The sequence below is a fragment of the Ruegeria sp. C12 genome (assembly GCF_056537745.1).
On the sequence record NZ_JBQFSA010000016.1, the window covers coordinates 12,826 to 27,302 of the forward strand.

Genomic DNA, 14,477 nt, shown 5'->3' on the forward strand with positions numbered 1-14,477 from the left:
GACAGGATTCGCATAGTGAATCCCAGAAATCGCGCCTCTCAAACCGGCCCAGAACCATCATCTTGGCTGCCGAAGACCACATCACAGATGGAGAGAGTTATGAAACGCGCTTCACTTACAACCGCCGCCGCCCTGATGGCGTCAACCGCAATGGCCGATATCGAAACACGGACTGTCACGTTCGAAAACGAAGGAGCCGAGATGTCGGGCACCCTCTACCTGCCCGAAGGATATGACGGCACGCCCCTGCCCGCCGTTGTCGTCACGGGCGCTTGGACATCAGTGCAGGAACAGATGCCTGCGAATTATGCCCGCCAGATGGTCGCGCGCGGCTTTGCTGCTTTTACCTTCGACTTCCGCGGCTGGGGTAAATCCGGTGACCTGCCCGAAGGCGTCCGGTTTGTCGAAAGCCCACAGGAAAAGACTTCGGATATTGCCAAGGCGTTTGAAGTTCTGGCGACACTGCCCGAAGTCGATGCGTCTCGGATCAACGGTCTGGGGATCTGTGCCTCAGCCGGGTATATGGTCGACGCATCCGCCGGGAACGATCTGGTGCAGCGGGTTGGCCTCGTTGCCCCGTGGTTGCAAAACGGCGAAATCGTCGAGACCGTGTACGGCGGCGCTGACGGTGTGGCCGGTCTGATTGAAATCTCCCGCGCTGCCAAGGCGTCAGGCGGTCAGATCATCCCGGCGGCAGGTCCGGAAGGGGCTGAGGGCGTGCTTATGCCCATCGGCGGCTACTATTACGAAGCCGACCGAGGCGCGATCCCGGAATATGACAATCAGTGGAACAACGCAGGCTGGGAAGGCTGGCTGACATACTACCCCGCAGACAACCCGCAGCGTCTGGATAAACCACTGGCCATCGTCCATTCGGAAAGCGCCGCAATCCCGCAGGGCGTGCGCAGTTTTCTTGGCGGGTTTGCCGGGGACGCGACCATGCAATGGCTCGAAGACGTGACCCAGTTCGATTTCTACGACAATCCCGAAGACGTCACGCGGGCCGCAGACGCCATGGCCGAGCATTTTCGTGGGGAGCAAGGATGAAACCCTTGCTTGCACCCCTTGTGACCTCAACCGCACTACTGATCGGAGGCTTGGCAATGGCCGCAACACCGGAAGAGAACATCAAAACCGTTCAGGATTTCTTTGCCGCCTATGGGGCAAACGACCTTGAAGCGATTGCTGCCGTGATGGACGAGGATGTGCGGTGGCACATCCCCGGCCGCCATCCCTTAAGCGGCACCAAACGGGGCCGCACTGAGGTTCTGGCGTTCTTCGAACAGCTTGGGTCGGCCGGATTTCAGGCCGAACCGATCTACTTTGGTGCGGATGAAACTCATGTCGTCGATATTCATCGCGGATGGTCGAATGTCGATGGCGCGGCAAATGTCGATACGATCTGGGCGCTGGTCTACCGCATCGAGAACGGCAAGATCGTTGAAGCGACGAACCTGTCCGGCGATCAGGATGCGGCCAATGCGTTCTTTTGGGCCCAGTATCCGCTCGCGCCTCTGCCCGGACGTTTGGCCGAGTAGTCAGACCGATGAATCCCAAGCCTCCGCTTTCATTCAACCTGAGAAAACAGGAGCCACGACAATGGTGAAAACACTGATCTCTACAGCCGCAATTGCGACCCTGGCCGGAACCATCGCTTTCGCTGATCAGGCCCAGATCAACCGATCGATCACGGACATCGCCGCCGGGGCCGACCGGCACGACTGGGACCGCGTGCGCAGCGCTTTTGCCGACACGGTCACAACCGACTACACCAGCCTTTGGGGCGGCGATCCTGCCACGCAACCGGCTGACGCGTTGATTGCTGCATGGTCCGGCTTCCTGCCCGGTTTCGACAGCACGCATCACATGGTGACGAATGAAACCGTGACCTCGGTCAATGGCAATACCGCCACCGCCGAGGCCGATTTCACAGCGACCCACCGCATTGATGACGGTCTTTGGACATTGGGTGGCCGATACTCTTACGCGTTGGTTCAGTCCGGCGACCGCTGGCGTGTCACATCCCTGACCATGACCGCACTTTGGGAAACCGGGGATCGAGGGTTGGTCAGCATCGCAGCAGAGCGGGCGAGCCAGTAACCAGCACGCTCCACCAGTTCGGGCGGGTCATCCCGCCCGGAATTTGGCCGGTGTTGCGCCGAACTTGCGTTTGAAATGTTGCCCAAACCGGCTGACATCCTGATAGCCGACGCGCCAGGCGATCTCAGCCACGGTCAGCTTTGAAGTGCGCAACAGAACAGATGCACGATCCAGCCGGGCCGCGATCACATATTGAAGGGGTGCAACCCCAACCTCGTGTTTGAAAGCCTTGGAAAAATGCGCCCCGCTCATCGCGGCAAGATCGGCCATCGCCGATAGCGACAGGTCCTGGCTCAGATTGTCCTGAATATAGTCCAGCACTTTGCGCAGCCGGGCATCTTCAATGTCGCGATGCCAATCCGCGGCAGGTCGGACAGTTTCGACGATCTGCGCGGCCAGCGCCCTTTGAATGGTCTCGCGGTATAACAGACCGCCACCTAAAGATGCACTTGCCGTCAGGCTCAGGTTCGTCAGCAGCGGGTCAATGTCGCCCACGATGGGCTGAAATTCAAAATCACGGCTCAGATCAAATTCGGTCAGGATCGCGTTGTCCAGACTGACCATGACAAATTCCAGATCCTCGTCAAACTCGCATACCCCATCGCTGCCCGCCGGAAGGATCCAGCCCTGATTCTTGCTCAGGGGCAGGTGCGTTGCAATGGACGTGCCGTGGGCAAAACGGTGAGTTGGCTGATCGTTCAGAAAGATGCCGACCGACAGGGATGGAAGCGAAAATGCGCCGCCACCTGCTGGCAATACTGTCTTGTTCGACACCACTTTGGACATGGTCCGAATGTAACGGATCGGGCGCGCGATTCAAATCTGAACAAATTATCGACTATTTCTGTCGGATTTGCTTGCAAACGACTCGCAATTTGGTAATTGACTAAATCACTCGGGAACTACCCGGAAGAATCTGCAACGTTTGGAGACACCATGTTGAAATCCACGACATGCATCGCGGCTGGCCTGATGGCTTTGATCGCCACATCTGCAATTGCCGAAGGCGAGCTGAACCTTTACTCGTCGCGCCACTATGACACCGACGAACGCCTGTATTCCGACTTTGAAGAGGCGACGGGGATCAAGATCAACCGCATCGAAGGCAAGGCCGACGAGCTGATCGCCCGCATGGAAGCCGAAGGGGCGAACTCTCCCGCGGATGTGATGCTGACCGTTGACACGTCGCGGCTGGCCCGCGCCAAGAACGCCGGTGTTCTGCAATCGATCGACAGCGCCGTGCTGGAAGAGCGTATCCCTGCAAACCTTCAGGACAGCGACAACCAGTGGTTCGGATTCTCGCAGCGCGGCCGGATCATCTTTTACAACAAAGACAATGTCGCCACCCCGCCGGCCACCTATGCCGATCTGGCCAAGCCCGAATATGAAGGTCTGATCTGCATCCGCTCGTCGACCAATGTTTACAACCAGACGCTGCTGGCTTCGATCATCACCCATGAAGGCGCGGATGCAGCCAAAAGCTGGGCCGAAGGAATTGTTGCCAACATGGCCCGTGACCCGCAGGGCGGCGACACCGACCAGCTGCGCGGTCTGGTTTCGGGTGAATGCGACATCGCCGTGTCGAACACCTATTACTTCGCCCGCTCGATCCGCAAGGAGGTCAAGGGCCTGTCCGCCGAACGGGACTCCATCGGCTGGGTCTTCCCGAACCAGGACGGCTATGGCGCGCATATGAACCTGTCGGGCGGTGGCGTTGCCGCAAATGCGCCCAACAAAGAGAACGCCATCAAGTTCCTTGAATACCTCTCCAGCGATCAGGCGCAGCAGTATTTCTCGGCAGGCAATGACGAGTATCCGACGGTCGCAGGCGTCGAATTGGCCGAGTCGGTCAAGTCGCTGGGTGAGTTCAAAGCGGATGAGATCAACCTGTCCGAAGTCGCGCAGAATCTGCCCGAAGCGCAGAAAATCTTCAACGAGGTTGGCTGGAAGTAACAACCGGCCAACTTGGAAAAGTGAAGGGGTGCAGAGGATTCTGCGCCCCTTTTTCATTTGCAAACAATTTAATTTTAAGCGATATTCCCATATTAGTGAATTTTTCTCAAATATGGACTATGTTAGATACTCTTTCAGACCGCCTCGCCTCACGCCTGAGTGAACTGCGCCAAAGCCACAACTGGTCGCTGGACCAATTGGCAGATCAAAGCGGCATCAGCCGGGCCACTCTGTCGCGCATGGAAAAGGGTGAGGTCAGCCCAACCGCCGAAAACCTGGGCCGCCTCTGCGCCGCTTACGGGTTGCCGATGTCCCGCCTTTTGATGATGGTCGAGGACAGCTTTGACCCCAAGGTCCCCTATGAGCGGCAAACGGAATGGAGCGATCCCGAGACCGGATTTACCCGCAGGTCCGTCTCACCGCCCTCGACGGGCCTGACCGGAGAAGTTCTGGAATGCCACTTACCGCGCAACACGGTGATTGGATACGAGACGCCTCCGAAACCGGGGCAAGAGCATCACCTGATCATGTTGGACGGTGGTCTGACGATCACCGTGGACGGAACGCCCCATACGCTCAGCGGTGGCGACTGCCTGCGCTATCACCTGTGCGGGCCAACCCGGTTTGAAACCGGTGCAACGCGGGGCGCGCGATACATTCTGGTGCTGATATGATCACGCGATTGACGGACGCCTATTTTGACGATGCCCATGATGATCTGGCCGACATCCTGCACGCCTGTGTTCATACGGGCGCCAGCATCGGGTTCATTCTTCCGTTTTCGAAAAAGGATGCGCGGGCCTATTGGCAGAACCGCGTGCGACCGGACCTGCGCGCCGGTACGCTGGACCTGTTTGTGGCCTATGGCGACGGGCGGATTTTGGGCACCGTGCAACTGATCCCCGCCGTGATGCCCAATCAACCACATCGCGCGGACGTCGCCAAACTGCTGGTCCATCCCGACGCCAGACGGCGTGGATTGGGGCGAGCCTTGATGAAATCCCTGACAGACAGGGCGTCAGAGCTGGGCCGGACCATGCTGGTGCTGGATACACGCAGCAGCGATCCCTCTCGTATCCTGTACCAAAACATCGGCTTCCAGATTGCCGGAGAAATCCCCAATTACTGCCGCAACCCGTTCGAGCCGGTGTTCGAACCGACGACCTATATGTACAAGAGCCTCGGCTAGGCGTTCTACTCGGCTGCGGTGACCTTTTCGGGGAACTTGTTTGGCAACAGACCCAAGCGCCGCGCGTGCCGCACATCGGCCAGCAGGTCGCGTTCGGCCGCCGCAAACAGATCCTCGGGATCGTCCAGCACGAAATACCCCATCTGGTGCATGTCGATCCGGTACGGCGTGCGCAGAATGGTCAGAACGTCGAATGGGTCACGATCCGGGATATCACTGGTCACGGCATAGACCAGTTCGGTCGGCGAGGACGCAAGACCCGAGCCCAGCGCCTTGATCTGACCGTCCTGACGACGCAGTCCAAACTCGATCGAGAACCAATACAGCCGGATCAGCCAGGCATAATCCGCCGCATCGGCCCGGACGCCCGCCCGCCCAATCGCATGGCTGAATGCAGCAAAGCGAGGATCGCTGAGCAAAGGGGTATGCCCGAAGATTTCGTGGAAAATGTCGGGCTCTTCGATGTAGTCGAAATCCTCGCGGCTTCGGATGAATGAGGCCGCCGGAAAAACACGCTCGGCCAGCATACCAAAGAAGGTCTTGAACCCGATCAGCGCCGGAACCGGTTGGACGCGCCACCCGGTCAGGTCCAGTAATCGCTCAGAGATATCGGCGCAAGACGGCACGCGCGTCTTTGGCAGGTCAAGCCGGACCAGCCCGTCCAGATACTCGCGCGCCATGTAGCGCTGAACATTGTCTTCCTGTGCAGCGTAAAGATCAGCCCACACCGCGTTTTCCTGATCGGTGTAGTCGATATGGCCGCGATCATCGGCGTGCTTGGCGGTGTATTTTGTCGATTTGGGCATGGGCGCGTCCTCCTGTCTGACAGGATACGCCCAAAGTAGTGCGATATTTGATTTGGTGCGGACGTTCGGATGATCTATTTTGACCGTAATGTTTCGCCAACTGTGGAATATCGAACCATATGCTTCACCAGTCAGACATAGCCATTCTGCGTGTCCTGCAATCCAGCGGTCGTCTGTCGATGCAGGAACTGGCCGAGCAAACGGGGCTGTCGGCCTCACAATGCTGGCGGCGCGTTCGCGACCTTGAGGCGTCGGGCGTCGTCTCGGGCTATCGCGCGCAGGTCACCGCCAAAGCCGTGGGACTGAATGCTATTGCCTATGTCCATGTGGCGCTGCGGGATCATCAGGAGAACAGCATCGCCGATTTCCTGCGACTGGTGGAAACCGAACCGCAGATTGTCGAATGCGCCTCGATCACCGGGGATCATGATTTCATTCTGAAGGTCTATGCCCGAACCCCCGAGGACCTTGAAGTGTTCATCATGAAACGGCTGCTAAAATCAGGTCTGGTTCGGGACACCCGCAGCAACTTCGTTCTGCGGCAAAACAAGACACGCGGGCCGTTGCCGATCCTGTGACGGGGTCAAACGGCCTGATGGACCTCGATCACATTGCCTTCGGGATCAAGGAAAAAGACCTGATGCCATTCCTTGGCAAAGGCGGTGCCATAGTCTGAATATGGGATGCCCTTTTCATCCAGCATCGCCTTGAAGGCCGCGATGTCATCGGTGCGGAAAGCGATATGGCCACGCTCGACCGGATTGATGGATTCCCCGTGTTTGAACGCAACGCCAAGATCCCGTTCGGCCAGATGCATCTGCATATGCCCGTCGGTGGCAAACCGGATCTGGCCGCTGTAGCCGCGATCATCCGACTCGGCAGATCGGGGGAAGTTCTCGATCGGAATATCGTCCAGCCCGAGCGTTTCAGTATAGAACCGGTGCAGCCGCCCGACATCTTCGGACACAAAATTGATATGGTGAAATTCCAGCTTCATGGGGGCCTGTTCTGGGGTTTCGTTTGGTTTCGCCGACCTTAGGCAGGTGGCGCGGGCCAAATCAACCCAGGCGGTGACCCTGGTTTGATCCCAGACTCGCCACGCCTTCAGCTAAAGCAGGCTGGCCCGCGATCATCGTGACCTTGTTGCAGGGGAACTAAAGCGGCTAACTCTGTCTGGCGCAGTATCACCCCTTTTGTTCGACAGGGTATTATGTTTCAGAACCGAGCCATTCTTTTCATACTCATTACCCTGATGATTGACGCCATCGGCATCGGTATCGTGTTTCCCATCATGCCGGATCTGATGGACCGGGTCGGCGCAGGCGATACGGGGCAAGGGGCGTTCTGGGGCGGGCTGCTGATGGCGGCCTATGCAGGGGCTTTGTTCCTGTGCGGTCCTGTTGTTGGCAGCATCTCGGATGCGGTTGGCCGCAGGCCGATACTGATCGCGGCCCTTGCCATGCTGGCCATTGATTATGTCATCATGGCTTTAGCGAGCAGTTTCTGGCTGCTTTTGCTGGGGCGAACGCTCGCGGGTCTGGCCGGGGCGACCTATATCACCGCAACCGCCTATCTCGCGGATATCTCAACCCCCGAGGAAAAGGCAGCGAACTTTGGCCTGATCGGCGCGGCCTTCGGGATTGGATTTGTCCTAGGCCCCGCCATTGGCGGCATCGCGGCGGAAATCAGCATCGCCGCGCCGTTCTGGATCGCCGCCGCATTGTCGGCAGGCAACGCCTTGTTCGGCGTATTTGTACTGCCCGAGAGCCTGACACCGGACAAACGCCGCCCGTTTGGCAAACGTGATCTGAACCCGTTCAAGTCGATCCTTGACGCCTTCCGCCTGCCGGGGCTTGCGGTTCCGCTTTTGTGCATCTTCATCTTTGAGTTTGCGAACATGGTCTACCCGACACTGTGGGCCTTCTGGACGCGCGAAGTGTTCGACTGGCCAACCCTTTATATCGGATTGTCGCTGGCCGGCTATGGCGTGCTGCTGGCGTTTGTTCAGGGCGGGTTGATGCCGATCTTCATCCGGTGGTTGGGGGATTACCGCACATTGATGCTGGGCATGGTCTCGGCGCTGATCGGCATGATCGGGTTTGGCTTCACCGGGTCAATTGCTGCCTTGGTCGTCTTTCTTCTGCTCGCCGCGCTGTCTGACATGGTTCCACCCCTGATGACAGCTATGGCGTCGAACCAGACGGATGAGGATCGGCAAGGCGTGGTTCAGGGGGTCATTGCGTCTTTGTCCTCGGTCGCGGCGGTTTTGTCTCCGCTTGCGCTGACCGGGATTTTTCATGCGTCTGTGGACAATGACGGCATCTATTTCCCGGGCGCACCGTTTCTGTTCGCGGCCGTGCTGGTCGCGGCCATGCTGCCGTTGGTGATCCGGCTGAAGGGCCACGCGCAAGAAACGTAGGATTTGTGGCAACAGGCAGCAGTCTTAAGTGTCCGCCGTGCCCCCAAACCCCTGCAAGTTGTGATAGATTGGAACTGAGGACATTCTGGCAGGAGATTTCCCGTTGCGACCGAAATCGATCCGTCTTGCAGTCACTATCATGACCCTTGCCGCGGCGACCGCGGCCTTGCCCGAACGGGCCACTGCCCTGTCATCGGATATCCCCGCCTGGCTGCAAAAGCATGTGGGAACGGGCGACGGCCAGATCGCGCCTGTCGTGCTGGAAAGGGCGCGGGCGCTGTATCAGCAGAAAACCCGGCAGGGTAAGGTCAGCAACCCGTGTTATCTTGCCAAAGACGCGACCCGCCCCAGCACCGCCCGCAACGGCAGCCCCGGACGCAGGTTCTATGTCATCTGTGAATCTCAGCGGACATTCCGCGCCGTTTCATCCGGGTATGGCAATGGGCGAAAACTGCAGCGCGCCAATTTCGCAAACGGGCGGCAATGTGCGAAGAATTTCAGCAATGCCGAAGGATCAAAGCTTACGGCGGGCGGGTCCTATGTCACCGCCGAAACGCGGACGTCCTTCAAAGGGTTTTACAGCCAATCCGGCCAGACCAAGCCGTTCTATCGCACGTTTCTGTTGTTCGATGGCGAAGGTGAAACCAGCAACGCGCGGGAAAGGGCCATTGGTGGCCATCCTGCCGTTTTCCTGAAATGGCAATGTCGGTTCAAGAACCCCACAAGCTCTTATGCTGATGATGACGGCTATGTCCCTTATGGACGGTTGGTGAACTATACGGGTGGGCGCAGCAACGGGTGCACCACGTGGTCGGAATCCGCCTCGGAAGAGATTTTGGCACTGGTAGAGGGCAACCCGACGACGCTTTACATCTATCCGGAATCCAAAGACATCAACGCGGTTGCAAAAGCGGTGAGCAAGGGGCGATCACTGTCGCGCGCGGGCGTTTATTGGAACGCCGCGTGTCTGCAAGCCATTGGCACACCGAAGTTCTGGCCCAAACGCACGCTTCAACCGATCATAAACCAATGGAGGGACTCTTTGCCCAAGCAGCCGCCGTTGGAGCTGCCGATCTGCAAATAGCGGGGCCTAATCCGAGCTGACGGGCAGCCGGTTGCGCACAAGTTCCACAAACCACTGAACACCGGGAACAAGCGCTGCGTCATTGAAATCATACCCGGCGTTGTGCAGCGGTGCGCTGTCGCCGTTGCCAAAATTACCAAACGCACCGGGTGAAAGTTTCAAAGCTTGGGCAAAATCCTCGGATGCACCCATGGGGCGGGCATCCGGGTCCGTGCTGTTTTCGCCGAACACCGATCTCGCCGCCTGCAGCGCGTGCTGCGTCGCTTCAGCGTCATTCACCAGCGGGACAAACACACGCTCATACTCAACGTTTGCTTCGCAGTCATGGGCCATGGCCATGCCATTCGCGATGCGGCGCATCGATTCTTCGATCCTGTGACTGACGGCATCATCGAAATGGCGGCAATCGCCTTCGATGCGCGCCTCGCTGGCAATGGCGTTCTTGACATTGTCGCCCGCAATCGAAGTCACCGAAACAACCGCAAGGGCCGAGGGGTCTATCGCCCGGGATACAATCGTCTGAAGCTCGCTGACGATGGAACAGGCGCACAGGATCGCATCCTTGCAGTCCTGCGGGCGCGAGGCGTGGCCGCCGCGACCGCGCACGGTTATGCGAAACCCGTCCTCGGCACCCATGAATGGGCCGGGTCGGATTTCAAACGCCCCAACGGGAAGGCCCGGCTTGTTGTGCAGACCATAGATTTCGTCAAATCCCAACCGCGATCCCAACCCGTCTCGGATCATGGCCTTCATGCCCTGCCCCCATTCCTCGGCCGGTTGAAAAACCAGCCGCACGGTTCCGTCAAACCCACCCTCTTGGGCCAGAACAGCAGCAGCGCCCAGCAGGATTGTCGTGTGCCCATCGTGACCGCAAGCATGCATCAGGCCGGGTTTGGACGACGCGTAAGGCAGATTGGTGGTTTCATGGATTTGCAGACAATCCATATCCGCGCGCAGCGCAATCGTTCGATCACCATTTCCCTGCCGCAGCGTTGCGACGACACCGGTGCCCCCGATTCCGGTCTCGATATCCTCGATCCCGAACGCCTTCAGCCGCTTGACGACAAAATCCGCCGTAGCCTGTTCTTCGAACCCAAACTCTGGGTTTTGATGCAGGTGTTGCCGCCATTGGCGCAGGGATTTGGCGAGATCTTCGGAAACCAAGCTGTCATCCTTTTTTGTGGCTGGCAGCCGGGATGTTGAGTGCAAAACCGCAAGTATGCAAGGGCCGTGGACGTTGTTTTACGACGTTTCAATCGGAAGATTTTTGTCCGCGCTCCACTCGGCCCATGACCCGTCATAAAGACGAGATGTGTCGAACCCCATATAGCGCAACGCAAGAAGACCGTTGGAAGCCGCCAAACCGCGGCCGCAATAGGCAATGACCTCATTTTCAGTCTCAATGCCCTTGTCGCGGCAATGTTGAAGCAGGCTCTTTTGGTCCGACAGCCTGAATGAGCCTTGTTGCCGCAGTTTCTCTGCCCGTTCGGCAATGGGTGTATCGGCCAAATCCGGATCGATATTCGAGATCGCGGGGATGTTGACCGCTCCGGGAATATGCCCGGACCGCCCGCCCCATGTATGAGCGCCCTGCCCCCGATAGAGATCGTTTGGCAGGAAGTCGACAATCCTGACGTCCGAGTTTCCAAGCGCAGACAAGACATCAGCCTTCCTGGCGATCCAGCCGTCTTGCACCCTGGCTTCAAAACTCCCCGGCTCGACGGAAATATCGCCAGCTTCGGTGGGTCGGTCTTCCAGCTTCCATTGCTGCAGTCCACCGTCCAAGACCTGCACGTTGTCATGGCCAAAATACGACAGCGCCCACCAAAGCCGCGCGGATGCCAGCGGCAGGCCCGAGTCATCATAGACGACAACATGACTGTCGCTTGAAACACCAAGATCGCGCATTTTCCTGCCAAAGTCGTGCGGGCCCAACATCATGTCAGGAATGGTCTGTGTGCTGTCTGCAAGTTCTGTCGACATGCCGACATAGACTGCGCCGGGGATATGCTCGGCCTGATACTCTGACCTGTCATCGAAGGCCAGCCCTTGCCGTTTTCCTCCCGAAACTTCCATCGGACGTCAATGATCCGCAGCTCGGGGTCGGTCAGATGATCTGCCAGCCAGGCGGTGTCGGTAAGTGGGCGAAGGTTCTTGGACATCCCTACGGCCTCCTTCAATCAGACGTGGGTCGCGCCGAGGCAATTATCCATCGAATCTGCGCCCAGAGTCCAATTTTCGAAGTTTTTGTACTTGCAGACAGGCTGCCTGCCAGGACCGGATCGATCAGCTTATCTGGCGCATCCAATGCAAAAGCAATTCCGATTGAAGCGCTATTGCCGTTGATTGCACAAGAAGGCCGCGACCGCTCAGGTATCTTGCGGGATCACCGCATCATCCCAACATTGCGCAGCGTCAGAATAGATCGACTTCTCGGGGGCGTATTTGGACGGATCATCCAGCGCGGCGGCGTGAACATAGATCAACTGGCTCATCATTTCACTGCGGCGTGTCAGTTGTGATCCGCAATTCGGGCAAAACCCGCTAAAGGTCAATCGGCCCGATCCGCCTGTCATCTGATAGGTTTTGCAAGCGTCGCCAATTCTGAAGGTTTCTGCGATCAGCGGCATCATCTCGGAATGGCCCGAGCCTGTCAGTTGCTGGCAATCCCGGCAATGGCATCGAAACATCGGGGCGTCCCCGCGCACGCCCTCAAAGCGGACCAAACCGCATTTGCACCCGCCGATAAGCTTTTCTGACATACTGCCCCCTCCGTTGCCCGAGCATAAGAAGAGATTGCCTGTGAGTCATGAATTTGATTGCCGCTCGTCAATTGACGCCAGATTGACTTATTGCAACACCCACCCGGCATTGGTCGGTCACAAACGCTATGATGTGACTTTCGTTGCGCCATACCTCCTTGGCGGGCGGGACACATGGGTCACTCCAAACGTCGAAGCCTTCAGATCCTGGGCCTATTCCAGCGCCGCAAAAGATCGGGCGGCAGTTGGGTATCGGGGAACCGTTTAGCCAGCCACCAACTTGGCGGTACCCAGGCGCTCGGGGCGCTTTCCATTGTTTCAAAAACCCGTTTCGGACTCAAAAGCGACCAATCTGTTAAGATCGGCGGAGTGGAAGGGGGAACAAGATGCTGAATTTTGATGCCGAGACAACAAAAATCCTGGAAAACGCGTATCAGGGCGCTGACATAACGCGCAGGCGACAGGCTTCATTCGATGCCCTCTGCCCTGCGCCGGGTGAAACCATATTGGATATCGGATGTGGCAACGGCCTGCTGACTGCGGAACTGGCCCGCGCAGTTGGACAGAAGGGCCGCGTCATCGGGATTGACCCCAGCGACGACATGACGGCGGCTGCAAAAGCCCGATGCCGTGACTATGCCTGCGTCGAATTCCGTACCGGCGTCGCCAATGCGCTTCCGTTCGAAGACGCCATGGCGGACAAGGCGGTTTCGGTGCAGGTGTTCGAATATGTCGACGATATTGACGGGGCGATTGCCGATGCAATGCGCTGCCTGAAACCCGGTGGTCGGCTGGTTGTCAGCGATCTGCATTTTGACACTCTGATCTGGTTCAGCGATGCGCCAGAGAGGATGCAGGCCATGAGATCCTCATGGAACCAGCATTTTGTCAGCGGGTCTGTGCCGGAAAGACTACCTGCGTTGATCAAGGCACGGGGTGATAAGGTGGACGAGGTTCGGTCGATAACACTGGTAGATCATCAGCTAAAGCCGGACGGCATCGCAACCATGATGTTGCATCTGATGAGGCAATTTGCCGTTGCGAACGCGCATGTCGACCCCGCCATTGCGCAGGCGTGGTTTGACGAACAACAAAGCCTTGCCGAGGCAGGCCGGTTCTTTTTCTCGATAACGCAATTCATCATCATTGCGCGCAAACAAACCTGACCGATAGCCGCGTCACCACTTTTCGCCAAATGGGCGAATATCCAACTCGAACGTCCAGGCCGATCGGTCCTGTCGCGCCAGCATCAGCGCGGTTTCAGCTATGTGGACAGGGTTGATGAAGAAGTCATCCGGTTTGTCGGGCGCGAAACCCGTCCGGGTGTCTTCTGTGTCGATCACGCCGTCGATGACCATGTAGGCCACATGCACGCCCTTCGGTCCAAGTTGTTTTGCAAGCGCATTTGCCAGCACACGTTGCGCGGATTTTGACGGCGCAAAAGCGGTTGTCCAGAGATTGCCGCGCAGCGCTGCCGTAGCCCCGGATACGATGATCACGCCCGACCCACGCCCGGCCATTTGCGACCCCAGCACTTTGGCCGTAACAAACAGCCCCAATGCGCCTACGCGCCAGCTTTGTTCGAAATGAACCTCGGTCACATCGTCAAGCGTTCCGAACTGAGCAAGGTCGGCATTGTATATGGCGACGTCGATCTGGCCGAACTCATCCTCGACCGCTTTCAAGGCGCCTCTGAGGTTGTCGGGATCTCCGGCATCGCAGGCAAAGGGTTTGACCTGCGGGTCAGATGCGCCTGCGCCCCCGATACCGGCCCCCGACCTGCTGAGAAGCGCAAGGGTGTATCCGGCCTTCCTGAACACTTCGGCATATGCGGCCCCAAGACCCGGACCGTACCCGATGATTGCGCAGACACCCGCACTCATATCGATCTCCTCCGTCGCGATTGTCACCCAAGGCGCATCTTAGCACATCCGTTGGACTGATGCAGATTGGTGGCGATCAGAACCCGTTCCGCGCCCCGTACGGCATGGATGCGATGGCTATGCGCCGCGCTTGCGTTGTGCATCCCGGACCAGCGCCGCAAGCCGATAGAAGCCGTGTGCCATTTTTGTATAGGGCGTCAGCAGGAAGAAGGTCAGGACCGATCCGAGGTGGATGGCCAGCAGTGCGGGCATCAGAGGCGTTGATCCGAGGGCATAGAGAA

General features: G+C 58.2%; 17 protein-coding genes. 10 read left to right on the forward strand and 7 right to left on the reverse strand.

Features of this window, described 5'->3' with window-relative positions; all coding sequences use genetic code 11:
- Positions 1 to 99 precede the first annotated feature (99 nt).
- The 3 genes from ACR0C9_RS21490 (at position 100) to ACR0C9_RS21500 (ending at position 2,100) form a co-directional block, all read left to right on the forward strand.
- Positions 100 to 1,047 carry an alpha/beta hydrolase gene (locus ACR0C9_RS21490; protein WP_480782017.1) on the forward strand — a complete coding sequence of 316 codons (948 nt, stop codon included), beginning with the start codon at positions 100 to 102 and terminating at the stop codon, positions 1,045 to 1,047.
- A gap of 56 nt (positions 1,048 to 1,103) precedes the next feature.
- Complete coding sequence (locus ACR0C9_RS21495) at positions 1,104 to 1,538, forward strand: nuclear transport factor 2 family protein (RefSeq protein ID WP_480782018.1); 435 nt, start codon at positions 1,104 to 1,106, stop codon at positions 1,536 to 1,538.
- 61 nt (positions 1,539 to 1,599) lie between these two features.
- Positions 1,600 to 2,100, forward strand: a complete 501-nt coding sequence (locus tag ACR0C9_RS21500) for a nuclear transport factor 2 family protein (RefSeq protein ID WP_170456704.1) — start codon at positions 1,600 to 1,602, stop codon at positions 2,098 to 2,100.
- A 27-nt stretch (positions 2,101 to 2,127) separates the two neighbouring features.
- Here the strand turns inward: ACR0C9_RS21500 and ACR0C9_RS21505 are convergent, their stop codons facing one another.
- On the reverse strand, positions 2,128 to 2,886 hold the full coding sequence (locus ACR0C9_RS21505; RefSeq protein ID WP_170624935.1) for a helix-turn-helix domain-containing protein: 759 nt from the start codon (positions 2,884 to 2,886) through the stop codon (positions 2,128 to 2,130).
- 150 nt (positions 2,887 to 3,036) lie between these two features.
- Here ACR0C9_RS21505 and ACR0C9_RS21510 point away from each other — a divergent pair, with 150 nt between their 5' ends.
- The 3 genes from ACR0C9_RS21510 to ACR0C9_RS21520 all read left to right on the forward strand — a co-directional run bounded on the left by ACR0C9_RS21510 (position 3,037) and on the right by ACR0C9_RS21520 (position 5,242).
- Complete coding sequence (locus tag ACR0C9_RS21510; protein WP_170624936.1) at positions 3,037 to 4,053, forward strand: Fe(3+) ABC transporter substrate-binding protein; 1,017 nt, start codon at positions 3,037 to 3,039, stop codon at positions 4,051 to 4,053.
- A 119-nt stretch (positions 4,054 to 4,172) separates the two neighbouring features.
- Positions 4,173 to 4,727 (forward strand): helix-turn-helix transcriptional regulator, encoded by a 555-nt coding sequence (locus ACR0C9_RS21515; protein WP_170456710.1) that lies wholly within the window; start codon positions 4,173 to 4,175, stop codon positions 4,725 to 4,727.
- The gene (locus ACR0C9_RS21520) at positions 4,724 to 5,242 is read left to right on the forward strand and encodes a GNAT family N-acetyltransferase (RefSeq protein WP_170456712.1); all 519 of its coding nucleotides are present in this window, start codon (positions 4,724 to 4,726) and stop codon (positions 5,240 to 5,242) included. Before ACR0C9_RS21515 ends, ACR0C9_RS21520 begins: the two co-directional genes overlap by 4 nt.
- A gap of 5 nt (positions 5,243 to 5,247) precedes the next feature.
- Here the strand turns inward: ACR0C9_RS21520 and phhA are convergent, their stop codons facing one another.
- Complete coding sequence (gene phhA, locus ACR0C9_RS21525) at positions 5,248 to 6,048, reverse strand: phenylalanine 4-monooxygenase (RefSeq protein ID WP_170456714.1); 801 nt, start codon at positions 6,046 to 6,048, stop codon at positions 5,248 to 5,250.
- A 119-nt stretch (positions 6,049 to 6,167) separates the two neighbouring features.
- Between phhA and ACR0C9_RS21530 the strand changes: the two genes are divergently transcribed.
- Positions 6,168 to 6,626 (forward strand): Lrp/AsnC family transcriptional regulator, encoded by a 459-nt coding sequence (locus ACR0C9_RS21530; protein WP_170524427.1) that lies wholly within the window; start codon positions 6,168 to 6,170, stop codon positions 6,624 to 6,626.
- A gap of 5 nt (positions 6,627 to 6,631) precedes the next feature.
- Here the strand turns inward: ACR0C9_RS21530 and ACR0C9_RS21535 are convergent, their stop codons facing one another.
- Positions 6,632 to 7,045: a VOC family protein gene (locus ACR0C9_RS21535; protein WP_170456718.1), complete on the reverse strand. Its 414-nt coding sequence runs from the start codon at positions 7,043 to 7,045 to the stop codon at positions 6,632 to 6,634.
- A gap of 213 nt (positions 7,046 to 7,258) precedes the next feature.
- On the opposite strand from ACR0C9_RS21535, the gene ACR0C9_RS21540 reads away from it, so the two are divergent.
- Positions 7,259 to 8,467 carry an MFS transporter gene (locus tag ACR0C9_RS21540; protein ID WP_480782019.1) on the forward strand — a complete coding sequence of 403 codons (1,209 nt, stop codon included), beginning with the start codon at positions 7,259 to 7,261 and terminating at the stop codon, positions 8,465 to 8,467.
- A gap of 139 nt (positions 8,468 to 8,606) precedes the next feature.
- Positions 8,607 to 9,551 carry a hypothetical protein gene (locus ACR0C9_RS21545; protein ID WP_480782020.1) on the forward strand — a complete coding sequence of 315 codons (945 nt, stop codon included), beginning with the start codon at positions 8,607 to 8,609 and terminating at the stop codon, positions 9,549 to 9,551.
- Between the two features lie 6 nt (positions 9,552 to 9,557).
- Here the strand turns inward: ACR0C9_RS21545 and ACR0C9_RS21550 are convergent, their stop codons facing one another.
- The 3 genes from ACR0C9_RS21550 to ACR0C9_RS21560 form a co-directional block, all read right to left on the reverse strand.
- The gene (locus ACR0C9_RS21550; protein WP_480782021.1) at positions 9,558 to 10,715 is read right to left on the reverse strand and encodes a M20 aminoacylase family protein; all 1,158 of its coding nucleotides are present in this window, start codon (positions 10,713 to 10,715) and stop codon (positions 9,558 to 9,560) included.
- 78 nt (positions 10,716 to 10,793) lie between these two features.
- Positions 10,794 to 11,627, reverse strand: a complete 834-nt coding sequence (locus ACR0C9_RS21555; protein WP_480782022.1) for a sulfurtransferase — start codon at positions 11,625 to 11,627, stop codon at positions 10,794 to 10,796.
- Positions 11,628 to 11,920: 293 nt separating this feature from the next.
- A complete protein-coding gene (locus ACR0C9_RS21560) occupies positions 11,921 to 12,313 on the reverse strand; it encodes a GFA family protein (RefSeq protein WP_480782023.1) in 393 nt (130 codons plus the stop codon).
- 386 nt (positions 12,314 to 12,699) lie between these two features.
- Between ACR0C9_RS21560 and ACR0C9_RS21565 the strand changes: the two genes are divergently transcribed.
- A complete protein-coding gene (locus ACR0C9_RS21565; RefSeq protein WP_170456727.1) occupies positions 12,700 to 13,479 on the forward strand; it encodes a methyltransferase domain-containing protein in 780 nt (259 codons plus the stop codon).
- A gap of 12 nt (positions 13,480 to 13,491) precedes the next feature.
- Here the strand turns inward: ACR0C9_RS21565 and ACR0C9_RS21570 are convergent, their stop codons facing one another.
- Positions 13,492 to 14,196 (reverse strand): SDR family NAD(P)-dependent oxidoreductase, encoded by a 705-nt coding sequence (locus ACR0C9_RS21570; protein WP_480627392.1) that lies wholly within the window; start codon positions 14,194 to 14,196, stop codon positions 13,492 to 13,494.
- Between the last annotated feature and the right edge of the window lie 281 nt (positions 14,197 to 14,477).

Excerpts from the sequence above, each read along its gene's own strand:
- ACR0C9_RS21545 (WP_480782020.1), top strand. The coding sequence starts at position 8,607 with ATGACCCTTGCCGCGGCGACCGCGGCCTTGCCCGAACGGGCCACTGCC.
- ACR0C9_RS21535 (WP_170456718.1), bottom strand. The coding sequence starts at position 7,045 with ATGAAGCTGGAATTTCACCATATCAATTTTGTGTCCGAAGATGTCGGG.
- ACR0C9_RS21500 (WP_170456704.1), top strand. The coding sequence starts at position 1,600 with ATGGTGAAAACACTGATCTCTACAGCCGCAATTGCGACCCTGGCCGGA.
- phhA (WP_170456714.1), bottom strand. The coding sequence starts at position 6,048 with ATGCCCAAATCGACAAAATACACCGCCAAGCACGCCGATGATCGCGGC.
- ACR0C9_RS21495 (WP_480782018.1), top strand. The coding sequence starts at position 1,104 with ATGGCCGCAACACCGGAAGAGAACATCAAAACCGTTCAGGATTTCTTT.
- ACR0C9_RS21515 (WP_170456710.1), top strand. The coding sequence starts at position 4,173 with ATGTTAGATACTCTTTCAGACCGCCTCGCCTCACGCCTGAGTGAACTG.
- ACR0C9_RS21505 (WP_170624935.1), bottom strand. The coding sequence starts at position 2,886 with ATGTCCAAAGTGGTGTCGAACAAGACAGTATTGCCAGCAGGTGGCGGC.
- ACR0C9_RS21555 (WP_480782022.1), bottom strand. The coding sequence starts at position 11,627 with ATGGAAGTTTCGGGAGGAAAACGGCAAGGGCTGGCCTTCGATGACAGG.
- ACR0C9_RS21540 (WP_480782019.1), top strand. The coding sequence starts at position 7,259 with ATGTTTCAGAACCGAGCCATTCTTTTCATACTCATTACCCTGATGATT.
- ACR0C9_RS21510 (WP_170624936.1), top strand. The coding sequence starts at position 3,037 with ATGTTGAAATCCACGACATGCATCGCGGCTGGCCTGATGGCTTTGATC.
- ACR0C9_RS21570 (WP_480627392.1), bottom strand. The coding sequence starts at position 14,196 with ATGAGTGCGGGTGTCTGCGCAATCATCGGGTACGGTCCGGGTCTTGGG.
- ACR0C9_RS21520 (WP_170456712.1), top strand. The coding sequence starts at position 4,724 with ATGATCACGCGATTGACGGACGCCTATTTTGACGATGCCCATGATGAT.
- ACR0C9_RS21565 (WP_170456727.1), top strand. The coding sequence starts at position 12,700 with ATGCTGAATTTTGATGCCGAGACAACAAAAATCCTGGAAAACGCGTAT.
- ACR0C9_RS21530 (WP_170524427.1), top strand. The coding sequence starts at position 6,168 with ATGCTTCACCAGTCAGACATAGCCATTCTGCGTGTCCTGCAATCCAGC.
- ACR0C9_RS21560 (WP_480782023.1), bottom strand. The coding sequence starts at position 12,313 with ATGTCAGAAAAGCTTATCGGCGGGTGCAAATGCGGTTTGGTCCGCTTT.
- ACR0C9_RS21490 (WP_480782017.1), top strand. The coding sequence starts at position 100 with ATGAAACGCGCTTCACTTACAACCGCCGCCGCCCTGATGGCGTCAACC.